20 protein-coding genes are annotated in these 19,842 nt (G+C 67.2%); 10 read left to right on the top strand and 10 right to left on the bottom strand.

Translation table 11 applies throughout. From position 1 onward, the window contains the following. Positions 1 to 93: 93 nt before the first annotated feature. Positions 94 to 378 (top strand): DUF2782 domain-containing protein, encoded by a 285-nt coding sequence (locus tag MRBLST15_RS17000; protein WP_265950994.1) that lies wholly within the window; start codon positions 94 to 96, stop codon positions 376 to 378. Between the two features lie 191 nt (positions 379 to 569). Here MRBLST15_RS17000 and MRBLST15_RS16995 read toward each other — a convergent pair whose 3' ends face one another. Beyond that, entirely contained in the window at positions 570 to 1,016 is a 447-nt protein-coding gene (locus MRBLST15_RS16995) for a universal stress protein (protein WP_025878044.1), read from the bottom strand. Between the two features lie 186 nt (positions 1,017 to 1,202). Here MRBLST15_RS16995 and MRBLST15_RS16990 point away from each other — a divergent pair, with 186 nt between their 5' ends. After that, positions 1,203 to 1,349 carry a hypothetical protein gene (locus MRBLST15_RS16990; protein ID WP_367786943.1) on the top strand — a complete coding sequence of 49 codons (147 nt, stop codon included), beginning with the start codon at positions 1,203 to 1,205 and terminating at the stop codon, positions 1,347 to 1,349. Between the two features lie 94 nt (positions 1,350 to 1,443). Here the strand turns inward: MRBLST15_RS16990 and MRBLST15_RS16985 are convergent, their stop codons facing one another. After that, positions 1,444 to 1,998, bottom strand: a complete 555-nt coding sequence (locus tag MRBLST15_RS16985) for a hypothetical protein (RefSeq protein ID WP_367786941.1) — start codon at positions 1,996 to 1,998, stop codon at positions 1,444 to 1,446. A 141-nt stretch (positions 1,999 to 2,139) separates the two neighbouring features. Here MRBLST15_RS16985 and MRBLST15_RS16980 point away from each other — a divergent pair, with 141 nt between their 5' ends. Next, positions 2,140 to 2,766: a hypothetical protein gene (locus MRBLST15_RS16980; RefSeq protein WP_367786939.1), complete on the top strand. Its 627-nt coding sequence runs from the start codon at positions 2,140 to 2,142 to the stop codon at positions 2,764 to 2,766. A gap of 90 nt (positions 2,767 to 2,856) precedes the next feature. On the opposite strand, the gene MRBLST15_RS16975 is transcribed toward MRBLST15_RS16980, so the two are convergent. After that, on the bottom strand, positions 2,857 to 3,183 hold the full coding sequence (locus tag MRBLST15_RS16975; protein WP_367786937.1) for a low molecular weight protein tyrosine phosphatase family protein: 327 nt from the start codon (positions 3,181 to 3,183) through the stop codon (positions 2,857 to 2,859). Between the two features lie 108 nt (positions 3,184 to 3,291). Between MRBLST15_RS16975 and MRBLST15_RS16970 the strand changes: the two genes are divergently transcribed. After that, positions 3,292 to 4,029 (top strand): hypothetical protein, encoded by a 738-nt coding sequence (locus MRBLST15_RS16970; protein ID WP_367786935.1) that lies wholly within the window; start codon positions 3,292 to 3,294, stop codon positions 4,027 to 4,029. 99 nt (positions 4,030 to 4,128) lie between these two features. Here MRBLST15_RS16970 and uvrD read toward each other — a convergent pair whose 3' ends face one another. The 6 genes from uvrD to dnaQ all read right to left on the bottom strand — a co-directional run bounded on the left by uvrD (position 4,129) and on the right by dnaQ (position 10,648). Next, positions 4,129 to 6,321 (bottom strand): DNA helicase II, encoded by a 2,193-nt coding sequence (gene uvrD, locus MRBLST15_RS16965; RefSeq protein WP_367786933.1) that lies wholly within the window; start codon positions 6,319 to 6,321, stop codon positions 4,129 to 4,131. A 9-nt stretch (positions 6,322 to 6,330) separates the two neighbouring features. After that, positions 6,331 to 7,752: an FAD/NAD(P)-binding protein gene (locus MRBLST15_RS16960; RefSeq protein ID WP_367786931.1), complete on the bottom strand. Its 1,422-nt coding sequence runs from the start codon at positions 7,750 to 7,752 to the stop codon at positions 6,331 to 6,333. A 24-nt stretch (positions 7,753 to 7,776) separates the two neighbouring features. Continuing rightward, the gene (cls, locus tag MRBLST15_RS16955) at positions 7,777 to 9,195 is read right to left on the bottom strand and encodes a cardiolipin synthase (RefSeq protein WP_340571080.1); all 1,419 of its coding nucleotides are present in this window, start codon (positions 9,193 to 9,195) and stop codon (positions 7,777 to 7,779) included. Between the two features lie 205 nt (positions 9,196 to 9,400). After that, on the bottom strand, positions 9,401 to 9,568 hold the full coding sequence (rpmG, locus tag MRBLST15_RS16950) for a 50S ribosomal protein L33 (RefSeq protein WP_170272460.1): 168 nt from the start codon (positions 9,566 to 9,568) through the stop codon (positions 9,401 to 9,403). 10 nt (positions 9,569 to 9,578) lie between these two features. After that, positions 9,579 to 9,815: a 50S ribosomal protein L28 gene (rpmB, locus tag MRBLST15_RS16945; protein WP_005411638.1), complete on the bottom strand. Its 237-nt coding sequence runs from the start codon at positions 9,813 to 9,815 to the stop codon at positions 9,579 to 9,581. Between the two features lie 323 nt (positions 9,816 to 10,138). Then, complete coding sequence (dnaQ, locus tag MRBLST15_RS16940; protein ID WP_089237855.1) at positions 10,139 to 10,648, bottom strand: DNA polymerase III subunit epsilon; 510 nt, start codon at positions 10,646 to 10,648, stop codon at positions 10,139 to 10,141. Positions 10,649 to 10,853: 205 nt separating this feature from the next. Here dnaQ and MRBLST15_RS16935 point away from each other — a divergent pair, with 205 nt between their 5' ends. Beyond that, positions 10,854 to 12,086: a glycosyltransferase gene (locus MRBLST15_RS16935; protein ID WP_367786928.1), complete on the top strand. Its 1,233-nt coding sequence runs from the start codon at positions 10,854 to 10,856 to the stop codon at positions 12,084 to 12,086. Here the strand turns inward: MRBLST15_RS16935 and MRBLST15_RS16930 are convergent. Next, positions 12,055 to 12,948 carry a LysR family transcriptional regulator gene (locus tag MRBLST15_RS16930; RefSeq protein WP_367786927.1) on the bottom strand — a complete coding sequence of 298 codons (894 nt, stop codon included), beginning with the start codon at positions 12,946 to 12,948 and terminating at the stop codon, positions 12,055 to 12,057. The two genes, MRBLST15_RS16935 and MRBLST15_RS16930, sit on opposite strands and share 32 nt — an antisense overlap. Positions 12,949 to 13,058: 110 nt before the next feature. Between MRBLST15_RS16930 and MRBLST15_RS16925 the strand changes: the two genes are divergently transcribed. The 5 genes from MRBLST15_RS16925 (at position 13,059) to MRBLST15_RS16905 (ending at position 19,759) form a co-directional block, all read left to right on the top strand. Continuing rightward, on the top strand, positions 13,059 to 13,448 hold the full coding sequence (locus tag MRBLST15_RS16925) for a RidA family protein (protein ID WP_367786926.1): 390 nt from the start codon (positions 13,059 to 13,061) through the stop codon (positions 13,446 to 13,448). Positions 13,449 to 13,689: 241 nt separating this feature from the next. Beyond that, a complete protein-coding gene (locus tag MRBLST15_RS16920; RefSeq protein WP_165378463.1) occupies positions 13,690 to 14,034 on the top strand; it encodes a hypothetical protein in 345 nt (114 codons plus the stop codon). Positions 14,035 to 14,090: 56 nt separating this feature from the next. Then, positions 14,091 to 15,344, top strand: coding sequence for a TolC family protein (locus tag MRBLST15_RS16915; RefSeq protein WP_367786924.1), 1,254 nt, complete (start codon positions 14,091 to 14,093; stop codon positions 15,342 to 15,344). Continuing rightward, positions 15,341 to 16,540, top strand: a complete 1,200-nt coding sequence (locus tag MRBLST15_RS16910) for an efflux RND transporter periplasmic adaptor subunit (RefSeq protein WP_367786922.1) — start codon at positions 15,341 to 15,343, stop codon at positions 16,538 to 16,540. Before MRBLST15_RS16915 ends, MRBLST15_RS16910 begins: the two co-directional genes overlap by 4 nt. Positions 16,541 to 16,549: 9 nt before the next feature. After that, on the top strand, positions 16,550 to 19,759 hold the full coding sequence (locus MRBLST15_RS16905) for an efflux RND transporter permease subunit (protein WP_265951010.1): 3,210 nt from the start codon (positions 16,550 to 16,552) through the stop codon (positions 19,757 to 19,759). Positions 19,760 to 19,842 lie beyond the last annotated feature (83 nt).

Below are 19,842 nucleotides of genomic sequence, written 5' to 3'. Positions count from 1 at the left end.
CGATTCTACGCGCCCACGCCTGCACCGAGGCGACACGGCGGTGACGCGGCGATGGGGCATAATCAAGGCTCTTTCCAGGCAAAGGCCCCGCCGATGAGAACCCTGATGCTGGCTTCCCTGCTCCTGCTCGCTGGCTGCGCCAGCATGGGCGGCGCCGGCGCGCCCCCGGTGGACGTCAAGGGCGCCGATGTCTCCAAGCGCACGATGGACAACGGCGACACCATCGAGGAGTACCGGGTGTCCGGCCAGCTGCGCATGGTCAAGGTGACGCCGGCACGCGGCGCGCCGTTCTACATGTACGACAAGAACGGCGATGGCCGCTTCGACAACGACAAGGATGGTGTGTCGCCGGTGTACTGGAAGCTGTACAGCTGGTGATGCGGCCGGGGTCGGATCCCTTTCCGCAGGAAAGGGCTCTGACCTCATCAAGGCGATCGGCGATGTCCATCCACCCATGGGGTGGATCTACTGGGTGTTTCGGTGGCCTTATCCGCCGGGCCCCGGAAAAAACAACGCCGGCGCGCGTCCTGCGGCCGGCGTCGGGTCCCCTCCCCGGGAACGCTTCTGTATCAGCGGATGACCAGCACCGGCAGCGTGCTGCGCGCCAGCACCTCGGCGGTCTGGCTGCCCAGCAGCACGCGGGTGACGCCGCGGCGGCCGTGCGAGGTCATCACGATCAGGTCGCTGTTGCGCTGGCCCGCCGTCTCGATGATGCCGTCGGCCGCGTAGCGGTCCAGCACATGCACCGGATTGGCGGTGATGCCCTGCTCGGCGGCCTTGGCCAGGGCAGGCTGCAGCACCTTCTGCGCGCCTTCCTCGCGGTCGGCCTTGTACTCCGGGCTGTTCATGTAACCCACGCTCCAGCCCATGGCGTCGTACATGCCGACGGCCCATGGCTCGGAGACGGTGACGATGTCGACCTCGGCGTTGAGGTCCTTGGCCAGCTCCAGGCCCTTGGCCAGGCCCTTGTCGGCCAGCTCCGAGCCATCGGTGGCGATCAGGATGCGCTTGTACATGGTGGGGCTCCGCGGTGATCCAGCCAGTGGGAACGACACCATTACATACCCGATGTGGAGATCGTGCCTTGCGCAGGATCAATCCGGCAGCGCGCAGCGATGTGCGCGCACCGCCAGCTTGCACACCCCGGCCACGGCGGCGCATGCTGGAAAGGCGGCGCTGCGCCGCTGCCAGGGATGACCCACATGCAGAACAACAGACCACCCGTCTGGAGCTCCCAGAAGTCCACCCTGATCGCCGCGATCATCGCGTTGGCGGTGCTGTTCGGTGCCTATCACGTCGGCAAGGACATGGCGCTGCGCGACAACGCTCGGCAGGCCGCAAGTCGGTAACGCCCTTCTGTAGAGCCGAGCCATGCTCGGCTGCTCTCCGCGACCGACGACATCGTGCCAACCAAGGTTGGCACCTACCGGTAGAGGCCTACGCTCAGGCGATCTGCACCACGCGTGCGTTCTGGCACAGCGGGTAGCTGCCGACGAAATCAGCGATCGCATCACGCATCGCCTCGAACGACTGGCCATACATGTACAGCGCGGTCTCGCTCGGCCCCTGCCACCAGCTGCAGATCTCGCCCAGGCCATCGATGCGCTCGGACAGCTGTTCGAACACATGGTTCGAATCGCACTGCTCGTACACCTCGTCCGGCAAGGTCAGGCCGTCGAGGTAGATGCCCAGGCCCTCGGTCACGCCGAAGCTGCGATCGGCCTCGCCTGCGCCCTGTATCTGCGAGCCCTTCGGTGCACCCAGCTGCTCCAGCAGGTCGACCAGCTTCGGCACGCCCGTGGCGTCGACCAGCGCCACTTCGATATCGCCGTATTCGACTTCGCCTTGGTCGGACATCGCGGTACCGCCTCCGGTGATCCCACCCAGCTCGGCCGCCTGCAGCAGCGCATCGAGCGGATCCTCGAACAGCTCATGGCGATGCTCGGGCTGCAGCCTGGCGTTCAACTTCACGGTGACATGCAGCGTGGGCTCGGTCATGAGGGCGTTCCTGGGAGATGTGGCCGCTATTGTAGAGCCGCGCCGTGCCCGGCTGCTTTGCGGCGTCGGCGCCCCGTCCTTTCAGGCGATATGCAAGCGATAATGCGCGGCGCAAGGACACCATTCCAACAGGGGGAATACATGAAGTCGATCATTACGCTGGCACTGCTGCTGTTGCTCACCGGCTGCGGCATCCGCACCGAAGTGGTGCGCGTGAATGTGCCCGATATCCGGGTGAATCCGGAACAGGGTCCGGTGGTGGTGGTGGCGCCGGTGCGCGACAACCGCCCCCAGTACTTCCCGCAGGTGCAATCGGCCGCGCGCGCGAAGAACATCGGCGGTGTCATCCGTGCTGGCAATGGTGTACTGGTGGAACTGGAAACGTCCACGGCCTCGGACAAGGCCCGCGAGATCATGATCCAGGCCCTGCGCAACATGGGCTATCGGACCGCCGACAATTGTGATGCATCGTGCACGCGCCTGGAGGCTACGCTGACCGATCTTTCGGTAAGTTCTCCGGTGAATGTTTGGCGCGCAGCGACGTACACCCAGCAGATGCTTGCAGACATCGCGGTACAGGTGACGGCGCGCAAGGATGGGCAGACACGCACCTTCACGGCTACCGGCCATGGCGCAAACATCTTCCAGGTAGCCTCGCGGGAGAACTGGGAGATCGCACTGGAACGCGCGGTGAAGAGCTTCACCAGCAGCCTGCAGCAATCCATGTCCGAACAGGATGCGGCCACCGGTTCAAAGGCGCAGGACTGACGCTCTGCCCTTCTAGTAGAGCCGAGCCATGCTCGGCTGCTTTTCCCGCCAGAAGCAGCCGAGCATGGCTCGGCTCTACAGAGCTGGCGGTCAGCGCAGGAACGGCGGCACTTTCCGTTTCAGCAGCTCCACCAGCACCGGGTCCATATACTCGTAGTCGTCCGGGATATCCAGGCAGATCACGCGCTTGCCCTTCAGCCAAGGCTTGTAGCGGCTGGACAGCCGGTTGCGGTGTGCCCGCTCCATCACGAACACCAGGTCGGCCCACTGCAGCAGCTCGGTGCTGAGCACTTCCTCGGCGTCGGCGAGCAACCCGGCCGAGGCGGTTTCGACACCCGGCCAATCGGCGAACACCTGCTCGGCCGTAGGGCTGCGCAGACGATTCTGGCTGCAGAGGAAGAGCACGTTGCGGGTCATGCCCGCAGCGTATCGGGGTCGGACCCCTTTTCCAACGGAAAAGGGCTCTGACCCCACTCAGGTACATTCGGACAAGTTGCATGGCCGGAAAACACTCGAAAGGCCATCATGGGCTTTTCCACCGTCCAGATGCCCATGATCACCAAGGATGACCTGTTAACGACGTTCGGAGAGGTGGCCGAAGTCTACGGCTGCTACTTCAGCAAGTACGTAGTCGCGACGTACGTACTCTATTGCTGCATGAGGAATGCCAAGGGACATGACCTCGCGATCGCGTCCAAGAATGTCGATGATCCGGAATTCGCCGCCAGCGTTGTGCTGAACGCACCGCACCGTCTTTCACATGATGGGCCAACGATCTTCGAGATTCCACCCAGCGCCTACGGGTTTACCCATGCGATGGCGGTTCCCAGCACCTATCACGGGCTTCTGAACCGTATCGAGAAGCGCACAGGTCTGTTCCTGTGCCTGCCAATCTTCCGGTGTGAGTTCACCGGCGAGGAATCAGCAGAGGATTTCAAGTGGTCCACACATCACATCGTTGACGTCGACAACTGGCATAGGACCAGGCAACCGAAGATAAGCGTGTACTTCGACAATCCCCGCACTGGCGGCGGAACGGACAAAGACGGCGCCATCGTGAGCCTGGAGACATTAATAGCCGAGATCGACAACCTTAGCGGAGTGAGCGATGGCTTCATCGAGATCACCAATTATCGCAGCGAGGTGATCGAGGTGCTGTCGCCGGAGGAAGGCAACTACGTGCTGATCCGCAACCGGCAGGACGAAGAGGTGATGGACCGTGCTCGGCTGGTGGCGGCAGTGGAGACGTTCACCACCGACTGACGGCCAGCTGCCGTTGTAAGGCCGGGCCTATGCTCGGCTGAGTTTTCCCGCGTTGGGGTCAGAGCCCGCCCTTCGGGAGGGATCCGACCCCGACGGTGATCAGATCACCGTCAGGTTGGCATACGCCATCACCAGCCACTTGCTGCCGGCGTCGGCGAACTCGATCTGCACGCGTGCGTGGGCGCCGTTGCCTTCGTAGTCGGTCACCATGCCTTCGCCGAACTTGGGATGGTTGACCAGCGCGCCCAGCTTGATCGGCGGCGCTTCGATGGCGGCGTGACCCATCACCCGGCTTGCGCCCATCGAGGCCGGTCGCGAGACCTGCACCTTCGGACGCACTTCATGCAGCAGCTCGCGCGGAATCTCGCGCAGGAAGCGCGACGGCAGGCTGTAGTTGTCCTGGCCGTGGATGCGCCGCGATTCGGCGTAGCTCAGCACCAGTTTCTGTCGCGCGCGGGTGATGCCGACGTAGGCCAGCCGACGCTCTTCCTCCAGCCGCCCGCTTTCTTCCAGCGACCGTGCGCTGGGGAACAGGCCCTCTTCCACGCCGGCCAGGAGCACCAGCGGGAATTCCAGGCCCTTGGCCGAGTGCAGCGTCATCAGCTGCACGCCCTCCTCGCCCGCCTGCGCCTGGCCTTCACCAGCTTCCAGCGCGGCATAGGCCAGGAACGCGACCAGCTCGTCCATGTCCTCGCCCACTTCCTCGATGTCGTCGGCACGGCGCACGAAGCGCGAGGCCACCGACACCAGTTCGTCGAGGTTGTCGGTGCGCGATTCCGAATCCAGCGCGTTGCGGCTTTCCTTGCTCCAGTGCTCGCGCAGCTGCGAGCGCACCAGGACATGGTCCACGCGCTCGGCCAAGGTCATCTGCAGGGTCTGCGCCTGCAGTTCATTGACCAGCACCAGGAAGCCGGCCAGCGCGTTGCGCGCACGCGCCGCCAATGCACTGCCCTGGGTCACCAGCATGGTGGCTTCCCACAGCGAGATGCCCTGGGTGCGTGCTTCGCGGCGCACTTCGTCCAGCGTGCGGTCACCGATGCCACGCGTGGGCGTGTTCACCGCGCGCTCGAATGCAGCGTCGTCGTTGCGGTTGGACAGCAGGCGCAGGTACGCCAGCGCATCCTTCACTTCGGCGCGCTCGAAGAAGCGCATGCCCCCGTACACGCGGTACGGCACCTGTTCGCTCAGCAGCGCTTCTTCCAGCGCGCGTGACTGCGCGTTGCTGCGGTAGAGCACGGCCACTTCGGTGTAGCTGCCACCGTCGCGCACCCACTGCCGCGCGCGCTCGACGATGTAGCGCGCCTCGTCCATCTCGTTGTACGCCGCGTACAGGTCGATCGGATCGCCGTCGCCGCTGTCGGTCCACAGCTGCTTGCCGATGCGGTCAGGGTTGTGCGCGATCACCGCGTTGGCGGCGTTGAGGATGTTGGCGGTGGAGCGATAGTTCTGTTCCAGGCGGATGGTCTGCGCGCCTGGGAAATCGCGCAGGAAGCCCTGAACGTTCTCGACCTTGGCGCCGCGCCAGCCATAGATGGCCTGGTCATCGTCGCCGACCACGAACACGTGGCCCTCATGCCCGGCCAGCACGCGCACGAAGGCGTACTGGATGGCGTTGGTATCCTGGAATTCGTCCACCAGGATCTCGCGGAACCGCGCACGGTAATGCGACAGCAACGGCGGATTGTCGCGCAGCAGTTCGTGCGCGCGCAGCAGCAGCTCGGCGAAATCGACCAGGCCGGCACGGTCGCAGCGCGCCTGGTACTCGGCATACGCCTGGCGCATGGTTTCCAGCCACGCGTCGTTCGGCTCGGGCTGGATGTGCTGCGGGCGGCGGCCCTCATCCTTCTGCGCGTTGATCCACCAGGCAATCTGCTTGGGCGGGTACTTGCCGTCATCCAGCTCCAGCGCCTGTACCACGCGCTTGACCAGCCGCAGCTGATCGTCCGAATCCATCACCTGGAAGCTTTCCGGCAGCTTGGCGTCCTGCCAGTGCAGGCGCAGCAGGCGGTTGGCCAGGCCGTGGAAGGTGCCGATCCACATGCCGCGGCTGCCATGCTGCAGCTGTGCGTCGATGCGATGGCGCATCTCGCCAGCGGCCTTGTTGGTGAAGGTCACCGCGAAAATGCCGTGGGTCGGCACGCCTTCGACTTCATGCAGCCAGGCAATGCGGTGGGTGAGTACGCGCGTCTTGCCCGACCCGGCACCGGCCAGCACCAGGTGGTGACCGAGGGGAGCGGAGACGGCTTCGCGCTGGGCCGGGTTCAGGCCATCAAGCAAGTGGGAGACATCCATGCCTCCATTTTACGGCATCGACGTCGCAGCTCCTGCGACCACCTGTGCGGCCAGTGCCTGTGCCTGCTGACGCAGTTCAGGCACCGCCAGGCTTTCCCACAGGTTGCCGATGCGCAGGCTGCCGAGCACCCCCAGACGCGCCTGCGGCTGGCCGCCCGCTGCGCACAGCCGGTCGCCCGGCACACTGCTGTCCAGGCCCAGCCCATGCGGGCCGGGACGGGCCAGTCCATCGGCCTGCAGCTGCTGCAGCAAGGGGTTGCGCAGCGCCGAGGCGCGGGTTTCCACGCCCGTGGCGTTGACCACCGCACCGATCGTCCACTGCACATTGCCGCCGCCCGCCTCGCGACCCGACAGCCACAGGGCGTCCCCGTCGCGCCACACGCGTTGCAGGCGGGCGCGGTGGACGCGCAGCTGGCCGCTGGCCTGCAGCGCCTGCAACTGCTCGGCCACCGGTTCAGCGATGCGGTGGCGGTGTACGTCCCAGTAGCGCACCACGTGGCGCAGGAAGCGACGCTGGTCGGCTTCGCCCAGACTGAGCCAAAGTGCCTGGCCGTGCGGACGGATGCGGTCCATCACGCCCTGCCACGGGATGCCATCGGCCTGAGCCTGCCGTGCGTGCTGGCGCAGTGCGCGCAGACGCTGGCGCAGGGTCATCGGCAGCAGCTCCTGCGGGTCGAACGCCGGCTGGCCACCATGTGCATGCGGCAACGGCAGCAAGCCATGGCGCGAGATCACGTGCAGCGGCCCGCTGTGACCTGCGGCCGCCAGCGCCAGTACGGTGTCGGCCATGCTCAGCCCGGAGCCGACGATGGCCAGTGCATGGCCACCGGCCAGCGTGCGCACGCCGTCGTAATCCCAGGCTTCGACCACGTCATCGGCGAGCAGCGCATTGGCGCCGTCCACCGGCAGCGGCCGCATGCTGTTGCCTGTAGCGATCACCGCCTGCGCTGCATGCAGCGTTCGGCCATCGCCCAGCTGCAATTGGTAACCGTGGTCATCGGCATGCAGCGCCAGCACCGGTTGGGCGATGACCTGCAATCGCGCTGCGCTGGCCGCTTCAGCCTCGCGCAGGCGCCGCTGCAGATAGGCGGCGAAGTAATGGCGGCACACGTAACGTTCGCCCAGCACCTCGCGCGCCTCGCCCGGGTAGGCGTTGGCGGCCATCAGGTAATCGAGGAAGTCGCCGGGCTGGTCGGGGAAGGCGCTCATCTTCGCCGCCGGCACGTTCAGCAGGTGCTCCGGCCACGGCGTGGCATAGGCGATGCCCTGTGCCAGCTGCGAGGCCGGCTCGAAGATGGCCAGCGCCAGCGGCGCCCGGGCCTGGCGCAACACCTGGATCGCCACCAGCACCCCGGCCGCACCACCACCGATGATCGCCAGGTCCAGTTCGCCATTACGCGGTGAATCAGTCATGCGCCGATTGTAGGCCATCGACCCTGCCCGGCTGGCGCCGGCCTACATCAGCGCATCGGCCAGCCGTGCGATGCCTTCGCGGCTGCGCAGCCACGCTGGGCGCTTGCGCCACTGCTCCAGGTCCAGCAGGCGCGACTGTCGCAGATAGTCGTCCTCGATGGCGCACAACTGCGTGACCAGTTGACGGTCGTAGCAGATCAGGCCGATTTCGGCATTCAGCGCGAACGAGCGGATATCCATGTTGATCGAACCGAGAACGGCGATGTCCTCGTCCACGCTCATGTGCTTGGCATGCAGGAACTGCGGCTCGTACAGCGCGATCTGCACCCCGCAGCGCAGCAGCTCGTCGTAGTAGGCTTCCTGCGCCCATGAGGTCAGCCGCTGGTTGTTGCTGGCCGACAGGATCAGCTGCACCTGCACGCCGGACAGTGCAGCGATGCGCAGTGCGCTCAACGTCGCTTCGTCGGGCACGAAGTACGGCGTCACCATCACCAGCCGCCGCCGGGCAAGATGGATCAGCGCGGCCACCGCATCGCGCGCGTTGCTGTAGGGGTAGGCCGGGCCGCTGGGCAGCAGCTGGGTGGCGATGTCCTCGCTGCACACCGGCACGTCGGCGATGACGTCCAGGCGCTGCCCGGTTTCGATGTACCAGTCGCTGGCGAACACCGCTTCAAGGTGCGCCACCGCCGGACCGCGTACGCGCGCCACCAGTTCGCGGTTGGGGTGGCCGGCCACGAATTCAGGCCGCGCCAGGTTCTGCGACCCGACATAGCCCACTTCGTTGTCGATCACCGCGATCTTGCGATGGTTGCGCAGGTCCATGCGTCCGCTGCGGCGCCAGCGAAGGCCACCGGGCAGCATCGCGCGCACTTCGACGTCACGTGATCGCAGCCGCTTGCTGTACGCACGCAGGCCGCGCTTGGCGCCCACCGCGTCCAGCAGCACCCGGCACTGCACGCCACGCGCTGCGGCGCGCTGCAGGGCTTCGACGATGGCCTCGCCCACCGTGTCATCGAACATCAGGTAGTACAGCAGGTGCACCCGGTCCTGGGCCTGGTCGATATCGGCGATCAGGTTGTGCAGTGATTCGTCGTAGTCGGTCAGCAGGTCGATCGCGTTGCCGTGCACCGGCATGAAATCGCCCTGGCGCTGCACCAGCGGCACCACTTCGGCGCTGGCCGAATCGGGCTGCGGCGTCCAGCGCAGGCGGCGCTGCAGCGCCTGTTCCTCGCGGATCACCTGCGAGGCCTCGGCCTGCCGGCGGATGCGCTCGCGCGACAGCCACGGATGGCCAAACAGCAGGTACAGCGGCAGGCCCAGCAGCGGCACGAAGCCGACCAGCAGCAGCCAGCTGCGCGCCGCGCCCGGCGTGGTGCGGGTGGGGATCCAGCACAGCGCCACCAGCCGGATCAGCCAGTCGATCAGCAGCAGATACGAACCCAGCAACCACTCGAACAGCATCAGGCGCGCCCGTCGGGAGGGTGATGGGCCATTCTGCCCAGCGGGGTGGGTGGAGTCGAGCCGCGCCAAGCGTGCCGACCAACGGTCGGCACCCACCGGGGTCGGAACGTGTCGACCAAGGTCGACACCTACCGGGGGCGGGGAGCCACAAAAAAACCCGCCACGAGGGCGGGTTTCTTAGGAGGCAATCAGCAATCCTTGCGGATTACTTGATCTTGCCTTCCTTGTACGGGACGTGCTTGCGCACGACCGGATCGTACTTGGAGAATTCCATCTTCCCCGGGGTGTTCTTCTTGTTCTTGTCGGTCGTGTAGAAGTGACCGGTACCAGCGGTCGAAATCATACGGACCTTATCGCGCTTGCCTGCCATGATCGTCTACTCCTCAGACCTTTTCGCCGCGCGCACGCAGCTCAGCCAGAACGGAATCGATACCGTTCTTGTCGATGGTGCGCAGTGCATGCGCGGAAACACGAAGCTTCACCCAGCGGTTCTCGCTGGCAACCCAGAAGCGGCGCTCGTGCAGATTCGGCAGGAAACGACGACGGGTCTTGTTGTTGGCGTGCGAGACGTTGTTACCCGTCTGCACTCGCTTGCCGGAAACCTGGCATACGCGGGACATGGCGCACCTCGATAGTAAGTTGTGTCAGCCCGTAGCCCGGGAGACGGCGGCCTCGATGGTTGCCCACCACACGTCAAGAGAATCAAAGGGTTACGCTGGCGTTGGGCGGCCGGGGACGTGCTCCCGGGGGCGCCGCCCGGTACGAAACCGGACACAGCGAGCCGCGCATTATGCACGCAATCAAGACCTTGCGCAACTTACCCACAGGGCAAGGCTGAACACGGCGACGGGGGCCCTTGTAGGGCCAAGCCCACGCTCGGCCGGGTCATACGGGGAGAAGCAGCCGAGCGTCGGCTCGGCTCTACAACAGCGACAGGGCCAGCTCAACGCAGGTGTGGCACCACCTGGGCCAGCAGGTGCGCATCCTTCAGTGCGCCATGCAGGCCGCGGGTGCCGGGAATACGCAGGCGCTGCAGCACATCGTCGAGCTTGTTGGGCATGCCGGGCCACCGGTTGCGGGCCAGCTTCAGGCTGCAGGTCACGCGGCAGTGCTGGGCCAGCCCATCGGCGATGCCGGCCAGGCGCAGCTCGTTGTCGAGGAAGCCGACGTCGAAGGTAGCGTTGTGCGCGACCATCTCGCTGCCACGCAGAAACTCCAGCAGCTCGGCGGCCTTGCTCGCGAACAGCGGCTTGCCCACCAGCATCGCGTCGCTGATGCCGTGCACGCGCTGCGCGCCCCAGTCCACTTTGCGCTGCGGCTGCAGATACGTGTGGAACTGGCGGCCGCTGAGCTGCCCATCGATCAGTTCCACCGCCCCGATTTCAATCACCCGGTGGCCCAAACGATGCGAGATGCCGGTGGTTTCGGTATCCAGCGCAACGACGCGGCTCATGCCGCACACCTGTGAGCAGCAACACGCAGGCAGGAGACAACGGACGGTAGTGAAGGGAGTGCGGTCATGCGGTGCTGGATCCTGTTGCGCGCGCCCCGTGCAGCGGGGGCAGATGATGCTGGATTGTCCCATGCCGTGCGCCAGCGGGAGCGCAGGGACGCGCGGTGTGATCCCGGCATACTGGCGCCTCACTGCGGAGCTTCCAATGCGATTGCTGGCCCTCACCTACGGCACCGAAGGCGATACGCGCCCGCTGGTCATGCTCTGCCACGGGCTGATCGCGGCCGGCCACGAGGTCATGCTGCTGGCCGATGGCGGCACTCTGGGCAGCGCGAAAACAATGGGCGTCCCGCACGCCGCGCTGGAAGGCGACATCCACGATGAAGTGGTGGCGCTGGTCTCACGCGGCAACGGCGTGGCCGCCGCCAGCACCGGATTAGCGCGGATGGCGCTGCAGCACGTCGCCGGCTGGATGCGCCAGGCCGATGCTGCAGCCGACGGCTGCGATGCGATCCTGACCGGCGGCCTGGCGGCGTTCGTCGGCATGAGCGTCGGTGAACGTCGTGGTCTTCCGGTGATCGGCGCCGGCATGATTCCGCTGACGCCGACGCGCGCATTCCGTTCGCCCTTCCTGCCACCCGGGCGCTCACCGGGATGGTTGAACCGGGCCAGTTACGGGCTGGTCAACGGCCTGATCTGGCGGCAGTTCCGCGGCCCGATCAACGCGGCCCGCCAGCACGCCGGGCAGCCGCCACGACGCTCGCTGTGGACCGGCCTGCCGATGCTGTACGGCGTCTCGCCGCAGCTGCTGGCACCGCCTTCGGACTGGCCGGCCGACCACATCGTGTGCGGCCAGTGGTCGGCACCGGCAGCGCCGTGGCAGCCGTCAGCCGAACTACAGGCCTTCCTCGATGCCGGGCCACCGCCGGTCTACCTGGGCTTTGGCAGCATGACCGGCTTCGACCGCGAACGCGTGCTGCCGGCACTGTTGTCGGCGCTGGCACCGCGCCGCGTGCTGCTGTTCCCCGGTTGGGTCGGCGTGCCCGACATGGCGTTGCCCGACACGGTATTTGTGATCGGACCCACCCCGCATGAAGCCTTGCTGCCGCGCTGCGCGCTGGCGATCCATCATGGTGGCAGCGGCACCACGCATTCGGCCTGTCGCGCCGGCATACCGTCGATGGTGATGCCGTTCGCCGCCGACCAGTTTTTCTGGGCCGATCGCCTGCAGCGGCTGGGCGTAGCGCCTGCGCCACTGTCACCCAAACGGTTGCAGCCGCAGGCGTTGGCCGATGCACTGGCGTTCGCCGAGCATGCGGATACGCGCGCGCGTGCAGCCTCGCTGGGCGCTGCAATGGCGAACGAGGATGGTGTGGCACGCGGCGTGACGGCGATCGAGCGGTGGCTCAGCCCAACGCCTCCACCACCCAATCAATGAACACGCGCAGCCGCTGGCTCATGTGCCGGTTCGGCGGGAACATGACGTGCATCGGCATCGGCGGCAGCTGCCAGTCGTGCAGCACCGGCAGCAGTTCACCGCGCGCCACGTGCGGTTCGGCCATGTAGCTGGGCAGCGCGACCACGCCGAGGCCGGCCAGACCCGCCGCCAGATAGGCATTGCCATCATCGAAGCCGATGGAATAGCGCCCCTGCACCTCGATGCGCTCGGCACCGCGCTGCGCGGTGAACACGCGGGCACGGCCACTGCGCGGGCTGAGGAAACCGACCGTGTGGTGGTCCGGCCCTTGCAGCGCGCGCGGGTGGTCCGGCGCACCGAACTGCTGCACATAGCCTGGGCTGGCATGAAAGCCGATCGGCAGGCTCGCCAACGGCCGCGCCACCAAGGCCGGGTCGGCCGGGGTTCCGCCGCGGATCACGCAGTCGACGTTGTCGGCGATCACATCGACCTCGCGGTCGCTGACCCCCACCTCTAGCTGGATCTCCGGATAGTGCGCCTGGAAACCGGGCAGCGCCGGCACCAGCCGCAGCCGCGCATACGGTCCGGGCACATCGATGCGCAGGCGACCGCGCGGTTGTGCGGCGGCATCGCCCAGGCCGCCCTCGACCTCCTCCAGCTCGGCCAGCAGGCGCACGATGCGCGGGTAATACGCCGCGCCATCGGCGGTGACACTGACCCGGCGCGTGGTGCGGTTGAGCAGCCGCAGCCGCAGATGTGCCTCCAGCTGCTGCACCAACTGGGTGACCGTGGTGCGGCTGAGCTGCAGGGTGTGCGCGGCGCGGGTGAAGCTGCCGGTCTCCACCACCCGGGCGAAGGCCCGCATCGCCTCGAAGCGGTCCATGTCAGCGGCCCTGATTATTTGGAATTACCAATCAATCTAGGCGCATCATCGCGGTTTATCCAGACAGCGGCAGCGGGGAGGATGGTCTCCCCCCCTCTGGAATCCTTCTTATGTCCCACCGTGATGTCGTCTTTCCCGCCGGCCGGCAGGCGCTGTACGAGCGCAATCGCTACTCGCCGGCCATTCGATCCAATGGCTTCCTGTTCGTCTCCGGCCAGGTCGGCAGCCGCGAGGACGGCTCGCCCGAGCCGGACTTCGAGAGCCAGGTGCGCCGCGCCTTCGACAATCTCAACGCCGTGCTGGCCGCGGCCGGCTGCACGTTCGACGACGTGGTCGACGTGACCGTGTTCCTGGTCGATCCGGAAAGGAATTTCGAGAGGGCCTGGGCGATCGTGCCGGAGTACTGGGGCGAAGCACCGCACCCGACCCTGACCGGTATCGGCGTGACCTGGCTGTATGGCTTCCAGTTCGAGATCAAGGTGATCGCGAAGCTGCCGTGACCGTCACTGTAGAGCCGAGCCATGCTCGGCTGACCACGCGAAAGCAGCCGAGCATGGGCTCGGCTCTACAGAAGCGCATCCCGGTGTCCCACCCCACGGGCCGGAAGGCGTGTCGACCAAGGTCGGCACCTACCAGAGCAGAAGTCCCGTGCGCGGCGCACCTGAACGGGAGGTTCCGACGAATTCCCGAGGTGCCCATTGATATTGTATCCACCGAAAACCGCTTGCTAGCCTCCCCTCCATGCGCCGGATCGCCCGCCACCTTCGTTCGTACCTGCTGATGCTGCTGATGGCGGCGTTCGTGGTCGTGCCGGTGGCCGATGTTCTGGCGTGCGCGGTGGAACCGCACGACAGCACCGTGGTGCATGTGGAGTCGGCTGCCGAAGAGCCCGACGGTGACAGTGACAACGATGGCAAGCACACCGGTGCCTGCAGTCACAACCACTGCCACCACTCCAACCTGAGCCTGCCGGCGAGCACCTTCGCCGCCTTTGGCACGCCGCAACCGGCGCGCTGGATGAATGCAGGTGACGCGGCGACCTATGCGGTCGCCCAGGACGAACTGGCACGTCCTCCCCGGGCGTGAGTTGAGCGCGTCCCGCAATAGCGGGCTCCCGTTTCACTCACAACCGGAATCCCCCTATGTCGATCCTGACACGTCGGTCGCCGCGCGCGACCGGGCTGGTCGTCGCCGTGCTGCTGGGCCTGATCCCCGCCGCACAGGTCGCCGCACAAGCCGCACCTTCGTACGACACCCTGCTTGAACGTCTCGACCAGCTGCCCGGCACCCGCGTCGGCGCGGCATTGGCCGAGGCGGCCGACGCCCGCGCCGACCAGGCCCGGGCGCTGCCCAACCCCTCCCTTTCCTGGTCCGCCGAAAACGCCTGGGGCACGGGCTCCTACGGCGGCATGGGCAGGGCCGACACCGTACTTACCCTGTCCCAGCCTTTGGAGGTCTGGGGCCAGCGCGGCGCGCGCGTCCGCGCCGCCCGCGCCGAGGCACAGGCCGCTGCCCTGCGTGGTTCGCAGAGCCGCAGCGATGTCGCCAGCCAGCTGGCGGCGATCTACGCACAGGCGGAAAGCGCCCTGCGTCGTTACACCCTGGCCGACGAAGCGCTGACCCTCACCCGCGATGATGCGGCAGCGGTCACCGCCATGGTCAAGCATGGCCGCGAGCCGCAGTTGCGCGCGGTGCAGGCACAAAGCGAGGTGGCCAATGCCAGCGCCGCGCTGGATGAGGCGCAGGCCTTCCGCGATGCCGCACTGGCCCGCCTGGCTGGTGCGGCAATGCTGGATGCACCGGTGCAGACCATCGACAGCAGCCTGCTCGACCGCGCACCGCCGGCACCGCGTGGTGCCATCGATGTAGCACTGGCCGTGCGTGTCGCCGAAGCCGAAGTTGATGCGGCCGGTCGCCTGGTCGATGTCGAGCGCAAGCGTGCCCTGCCCGACCTCAGCGTCACGGCCGCGCAGACGCGTTTCCGCGAGGACCGCGAGCAGGCCTACACGCTCGGCGTCAGCCTCTCGATCCCGTTGTTCGACCGCAACCGTGGTGGCATCCGCGCCGCCAGTGCCGAACAGCGCGCGGCCGAGGCGCGGCTGGACCAGCAGCGCCGCGACAGCGAAGCGGAACGGTTGTCGGCGGTGGCGGGCCTGAAGGCCGCCGGCAGCCGCACCCGCGCGGCCGACGAAAGCGTGGTCGCCGCCGAGGAGGCCTATCGCCTGGCCCGCGTCGGCTTCGACGCCGGACGCATCTCGCAGCTGGAACTGCGCAGTACCCGCAGCGCCCTCATCGCCGCCCGCGGCACCGCTGTGGACGCGCGTCTGTCCCGCGTCGGCGCGGAAATCGATCTTGCCCGCCTCGAAGGGCGCGCACCTTTTGTGGAGGCCCGATGAACCTGTCCCGCTCATTCCCCCTGGTGGGTGGCCTGCTGCTGACCGTATTGCTGGCCGGCTGCTCCGGCAACGCACAGACCCCGGACGCATCGGATACCGCCAGCAAGGCAGCGGCCGACGACGGCCATGGTCATGCCGCTGACAGCACCGAAGCCAAGGCCGAAACAAGCAAGGTGTCCGACGCCGATGAAGGCGTGGTGCAACTGACGCCCGAGCAGATCAAGGCCTCCGGCATCGACGTGGTTGCCGTCGGCCGCGGCGGCGGCGGTTCGACGCGGCTGTCCGGCCGGGTGGAGCCTTCGATCGGCGCGCGTGCATCGGTCGCCTCCACCGTGACCGGGCGCGTGGAGCGCGTGCTGGTCGCACCGGGCACGGCAGTGAAGCAGAACCAGGCGCTGGCGATCGTGGTCAGCGGCGAGGCGGCGGTGTTCCGCGCCAATGCGGTTGCCGCCGCTGCGGAAGCCGAGGCGGCGCGCCTGGCCCATGGCCGTGACAAGGCGCTGGTCGAACAGGGCGTGGTCGCCCGCCAGGAACTGGAAACCTCACGCGCGCGCTCGCTGGCGGCACAGGCGCAGGCCGCGGCCGCACAGGCACAGGCCGCCGCCAACGGTTCACCCGACAGCAGCGGCCGCGTGCGCATCACCAGCCCGGTGGCCGGCATCGTCGGCAACGTGCAGGTGACGCCCGGTGGCGTGGTGGCAGCTGGCAGCCCGGTGGCCGACGTCGCCGATCCGTCGATGAACGAGCTGGTGTTCACCGCACCGCCAGCGCTGGCCGCACAGGTCAGCCCGGGCATGACGCTGGAAGTGACCGTGCCGGGCGGCAGCTTCAGTGCCACCGTCACCGGTTCTGCCGCCGATGTGCGCCAGCAGGGTGGCGTGGCGGTGATCCGTGCCACGCCGGTCAATGCGGCATTGCCGCCGGCCGGTTCGCCGGTGTCGGCGGTGGTGGTCACCGACGGCAAGGACGGCGCGCTGAGCGTGCCGGCCGATGCCGTGCAGAACGTGGATGGCAGCAGCGCGGTGTTCGTCGCCGTCGAGGGCGGCTTCAAGGTGCAACCGGTGCTGGCCGGCCGACGCGCCGGCGACCGCATCGAGATCCTCGGTGGCCTGAGCGGCAACGAACGCATCGTCGGCGCCAACGCTTTCCTGCTCAAGGCCGAACTGGCCAAGGGCGAAGCCGAGCACGGGCACTGAGGACCATCCATGTTCAAGCTCATCATTGAAACCGCGGTACGCCACCGCTGGCTGGTCGTGGCCCTGGCTGCACTCGTTGCCGCCGTGGGCCTGTTCCAGCTCGGCAAGCTGCCGATCGATGCGGTACCGGACATCACCAACCGCCAGGTGCAGATCAACACCGTGGCACCGGCACTGACGCCCGAACAGATCGAGCGGCAGGTGACCTATCCGCTGGAAACCGCGCTGGCCGGCATCCCCGGCCTGACCACCACCCGTTCGCTGTCGCGCAATGGCTTCTCGCAGGTCACCGCGATCTTCACCGACGCCACCGACATCTACTTCGCCCGCCAGCAGGTGGCCGAACGCATGCGCGAGGCCGCCGAGGCGCTGCCCGAGGGTGCCTCGCCGATGCTGTCGCCGGTCACCACCGGCCTCGGCGAGGTGTTGATGTGGACGGTGGACTTCACCGCGTTCGACCCTGCGAAGCTGGCCAAGCCGGGCGAAGCCGGCTGGCAGGCCGGCGAGGTCTACCGCACGCCGGAAGGCAATCTGCTGCGCACGCCGGAAGAACGCGCGACCTACCTGCGCACCGTGCAGGACTGGATCATCGCGCCGCAGATGCGTTCCAGCCCCGGGTTGGCCGGCGTGGACACCGTCGGTGGCTACGTGAAGGAATACGGCGTGCATCCGGACAGCGCACGGTTGGCCGCGCATGGCCTGGGCCTGGCCGATCTGGTGACGGCCCTGCAGCGCTCCAACGTGCAGGCCGGTGCCGGCTTCGTGCAGCGCGCCGGCGAAGGCCTGGTGGTGCGTGCCGATGGCCTGGCGCTGACCACCGACGATCTGGCACAGGCGCCGGTGGCCACCCGCAACGGCGTGGTGGTCCGTGTGTCCGATGTGGCCGAGGTTGAACTGAGCCGCGCACCGCGCCTGGGCGCGGCCAGCCGCAACGGCCATGAAGCCGTGCTGGGTACCGCGCTGATGATCGCCGGCGGCAACAGCCGCACCGTGGCCCAGGCCGCCGCCGCGCGCCTGGAACAAGTGAACAAGTCGCTGCCGACCGACATCGTGGCAGCGCCGGTGCTGGACCGCAGCGTGCTGGTCAATTCCACCATCAAGACCGTGGCCAAGAACCTCACCGAGGGCGCGCTGCTGGTGGTGGTGGTGCTGTTCCTGCTGCTCGGCAACCTGCGCGCAGCGACGATCACCGCACTGGTGATCCCGCTGTCGTTCCTGTTCGCGGTGATCGGCATGAACCGCTTCGGCATCAGCGGCAACCTGATGAGCCTGGGTGCGCTGGACTTCGGCATCCTGGTGGACGGTGCGGTGATCGTGATCGAATCAACGCTGCTGATGCTGGGCCAGCGCCGTGCCGAACTGGGCCGTGCATTGACCGCGATGGAACGCCTGCGCGTAGCGGCCGATTCGGCGCGCAGGATGGCGCGACCGGCAGCGTTCGGCCAGCTGATCATCCTGCTGGTGTTCGCGCCGATCCTCACCCTGGAAGGCGTGGAGGGCAAGACGTTCCACCCGATGGCGGCCACGTTCATGCTGGCGCTGGTGGGTGCCTTCCTCTTCTCCTTCACCTTCGTGCCGGCGATGGCCGCACTGATGGTGCGCGAGCCGAAGCTGAAGGAAGGTGAGGCACACACCGATGATGGCGAGCACGAAACGAAGCTGATCCGCGTGCTGCGTGGGCGCATCGAGCCGATCATCCGCCAGGCCGTCGCGCGGCCGCGATCGGTGGTGGCGGGTGCGGGCTTGATGCTGCTGGTGGGCATCGGTTCGTTCGGCCTGCTCGGCCGCGAGTTCATGCCTACCCTGGATGAAGGCAACGTGGCGATGCAGGCACTGCGCGTGCCGTCCACTTCACTGGAGCAATCGCTGGCGATGCAGCTGGCGCTGGAAAAGGCGATTGCCCAGCAACCGGAAGTGGAAACGGTGTTCTCGCGTACCGGTACCGCTGAAGCGGCGATCGACCCGATGCCGACCAACATTTCCGACAGCGTGATCGTGCTCAAGCCGCGTGCGGACTGGCCCGATCCGAAGCTGGGCAAGGAAGCACTGGTGGCTCGCTTCGAAAAGCTGGCCGGGCAGCAGCTGGGTAACAGCTTCGAGTTCAGCCAGCCGATCGAACTGCGCTTCAACGAGCTGATTTCCGGCGTGCGGACCGATCTGGCGGTGATGATCTTCGGCGATGATTTCAGCCAGCTGCAGAAGGTGGCCGACCAGGTGGCGCTGAAACTGCGTGCGGTGGAGGGTGCGGCCGATGTGCGGGTGGAGCAGATTTCCGGCCTGCCCACGCTCAACGTCAAGATCGACCATGTGGCAGCGGCGCAGTACGGGCTGACCGCCGCAGACGTCAGCGATGCGCTGTCCACCGGCATCGGCGGTACGGCAGCCGGCAAGATCTTCGAGGGCGACCGCCGCTTTGACGTGGTGGTGCGGCTGGACGACAGCGCACGCAACGACCCGGATCAACTGGCTTCGCTGCCGATCGCCACACCGGCCGGCGTGGTGATTCCGCTGTCCTCGGTCGCGCGCATCAGCGTCAGCGAGGGGCCGAACCAGATCAGCCGCAACAACGGCAGCCGCCGCGTGGTGGTGCAGGCCAACGTGCGTGGCCGCGATCTCGGCGGCTTCGTTGGCGAGGCGCAGACCGCCGTGGCCGAGGTGGCGCTGCCGCCGGGTGCCTACCTGACCTGGGGTGGCCAGTTCGAGAACCTGCAGCGCGCGGAAAAGCGCCTGGCCACGGTGGTGCCGGTGGTGTTCCTGCTGATCGGCAGCCTGCTGTTCATGGCCCTGCGCAGCGGCAAGGAAGCGATCCTGGTGTTCAGCTGCGTACCGCTGGCACTGGTCGGCGGCATCCTCGCCCTGCTGCTGCGCGGCATGCCGTTCTCGGTATCGGCAGCGGTGGGCTTCATCGCGGTGTCCGGCGTGGCCACGCTGAACGGCCTGGTGCTGATGCAGGCGATCCGCGAGCGCCTGGACGCTGGTGACGTGCCGATGATGGCCGCGATCAATGGTGCGTCCAGCCGTATCCGCGCGGTGCTGACCACCGCACTGGTGGCCATCGTCGGCTTCATTCCGATGGCGATTGCCAGTGGTTCCGGTGCGGAAGTGCAGAAGCCGCTGGCGACGGTGGTGATCGGTGGCTTGATCACCGCCACGGTGCTGACCCTGCTGGTGCTGCCGACCTTTGCTGCGCGCGTGGCGAAGGTGCGGACGGTGGGCTGAGGTTGGGGGGGGCGGAGCCCTTTCCGTGGGAAAGGGATCCGACCCCGCGCCCGGGTCGGATCCCCGCCACCGGCGGGGCTCTG

Source organism: Stenotrophomonas sp. LST15-1-1.1, from assembly GCF_040815575.1.
Taxonomy (GTDB): domain Bacteria; phylum Pseudomonadota; class Gammaproteobacteria; order Xanthomonadales; family Xanthomonadaceae; genus Stenotrophomonas; species Stenotrophomonas lactitubi_B.
The sequence above is the reverse complement of the archived record's forward strand: the minus strand, read 5'-3'. Positions and strand labels throughout refer to the sequence as shown.

What these genes read in the sequence shown, in the direction of transcription:
- MRBLST15_RS17000 (WP_265950994.1), top strand. Translation starts at nt 94, where the DNA reads ATGAGAACCCTGATGCTGGCTTCCCTGCTCCTGCTCGCTGGCTGCGCC.
- MRBLST15_RS16995 (WP_025878044.1), bottom strand. Translation starts at nt 1,016, where the DNA reads ATGTACAAGCGCATCCTGATCGCCACCGATGGCTCGGAGCTGGCCGAC.
- MRBLST15_RS16990 (WP_367786943.1), top strand. Translation starts at nt 1,203, where the DNA reads ATGCAGAACAACAGACCACCCGTCTGGAGCTCCCAGAAGTCCACCCTG.
- MRBLST15_RS16985 (WP_367786941.1), bottom strand. Translation starts at nt 1,998, where the DNA reads ATGACCGAGCCCACGCTGCATGTCACCGTGAAGTTGAACGCCAGGCTG.
- MRBLST15_RS16980 (WP_367786939.1), top strand. Translation starts at nt 2,140, where the DNA reads ATGAAGTCGATCATTACGCTGGCACTGCTGCTGTTGCTCACCGGCTGC.
- MRBLST15_RS16975 (WP_367786937.1), bottom strand. Translation starts at nt 3,183, where the DNA reads ATGACCCGCAACGTGCTCTTCCTCTGCAGCCAGAATCGTCTGCGCAGC.
- MRBLST15_RS16970 (WP_367786935.1), top strand. Translation starts at nt 3,292, where the DNA reads ATGGGCTTTTCCACCGTCCAGATGCCCATGATCACCAAGGATGACCTG.
- uvrD (WP_367786933.1), bottom strand. Translation starts at nt 6,321, where the DNA reads ATGGATGTCTCCCACTTGCTTGATGGCCTGAACCCGGCCCAGCGCGAA.
- MRBLST15_RS16960 (WP_367786931.1), bottom strand. Translation starts at nt 7,752, where the DNA reads ATGGCCTACAATCGGCGCATGACTGATTCACCGCGTAATGGCGAACTG.
- cls (WP_340571080.1), bottom strand. Translation starts at nt 9,195, where the DNA reads ATGCTGTTCGAGTGGTTGCTGGGTTCGTATCTGCTGCTGATCGACTGG.
- rpmB (WP_005411638.1), bottom strand. Translation starts at nt 9,815, where the DNA reads ATGTCCCGCGTATGCCAGGTTTCCGGCAAGCGAGTGCAGACGGGTAAC.
- dnaQ (WP_089237855.1), bottom strand. Translation starts at nt 10,648, where the DNA reads ATGAGCCGCGTCGTTGCGCTGGATACCGAAACCACCGGCATCTCGCAT.
- MRBLST15_RS16935 (WP_367786928.1), top strand. Translation starts at nt 10,854, where the DNA reads ATGCGATTGCTGGCCCTCACCTACGGCACCGAAGGCGATACGCGCCCG.
- MRBLST15_RS16930 (WP_367786927.1), bottom strand. Translation starts at nt 12,948, where the DNA reads ATGGACCGCTTCGAGGCGATGCGGGCCTTCGCCCGGGTGGTGGAGACC.
- MRBLST15_RS16925 (WP_367786926.1), top strand. Translation starts at nt 13,059, where the DNA reads ATGTCCCACCGTGATGTCGTCTTTCCCGCCGGCCGGCAGGCGCTGTAC.
- MRBLST15_RS16920 (WP_165378463.1), top strand. Translation starts at nt 13,690, where the DNA reads ATGCGCCGGATCGCCCGCCACCTTCGTTCGTACCTGCTGATGCTGCTG.
- MRBLST15_RS16915 (WP_367786924.1), top strand. Translation starts at nt 14,091, where the DNA reads ATGTCGATCCTGACACGTCGGTCGCCGCGCGCGACCGGGCTGGTCGTC.
- MRBLST15_RS16910 (WP_367786922.1), top strand. Translation starts at nt 15,341, where the DNA reads ATGAACCTGTCCCGCTCATTCCCCCTGGTGGGTGGCCTGCTGCTGACC.
- MRBLST15_RS16905 (WP_265951010.1), top strand. Translation starts at nt 16,550, where the DNA reads ATGTTCAAGCTCATCATTGAAACCGCGGTACGCCACCGCTGGCTGGTC.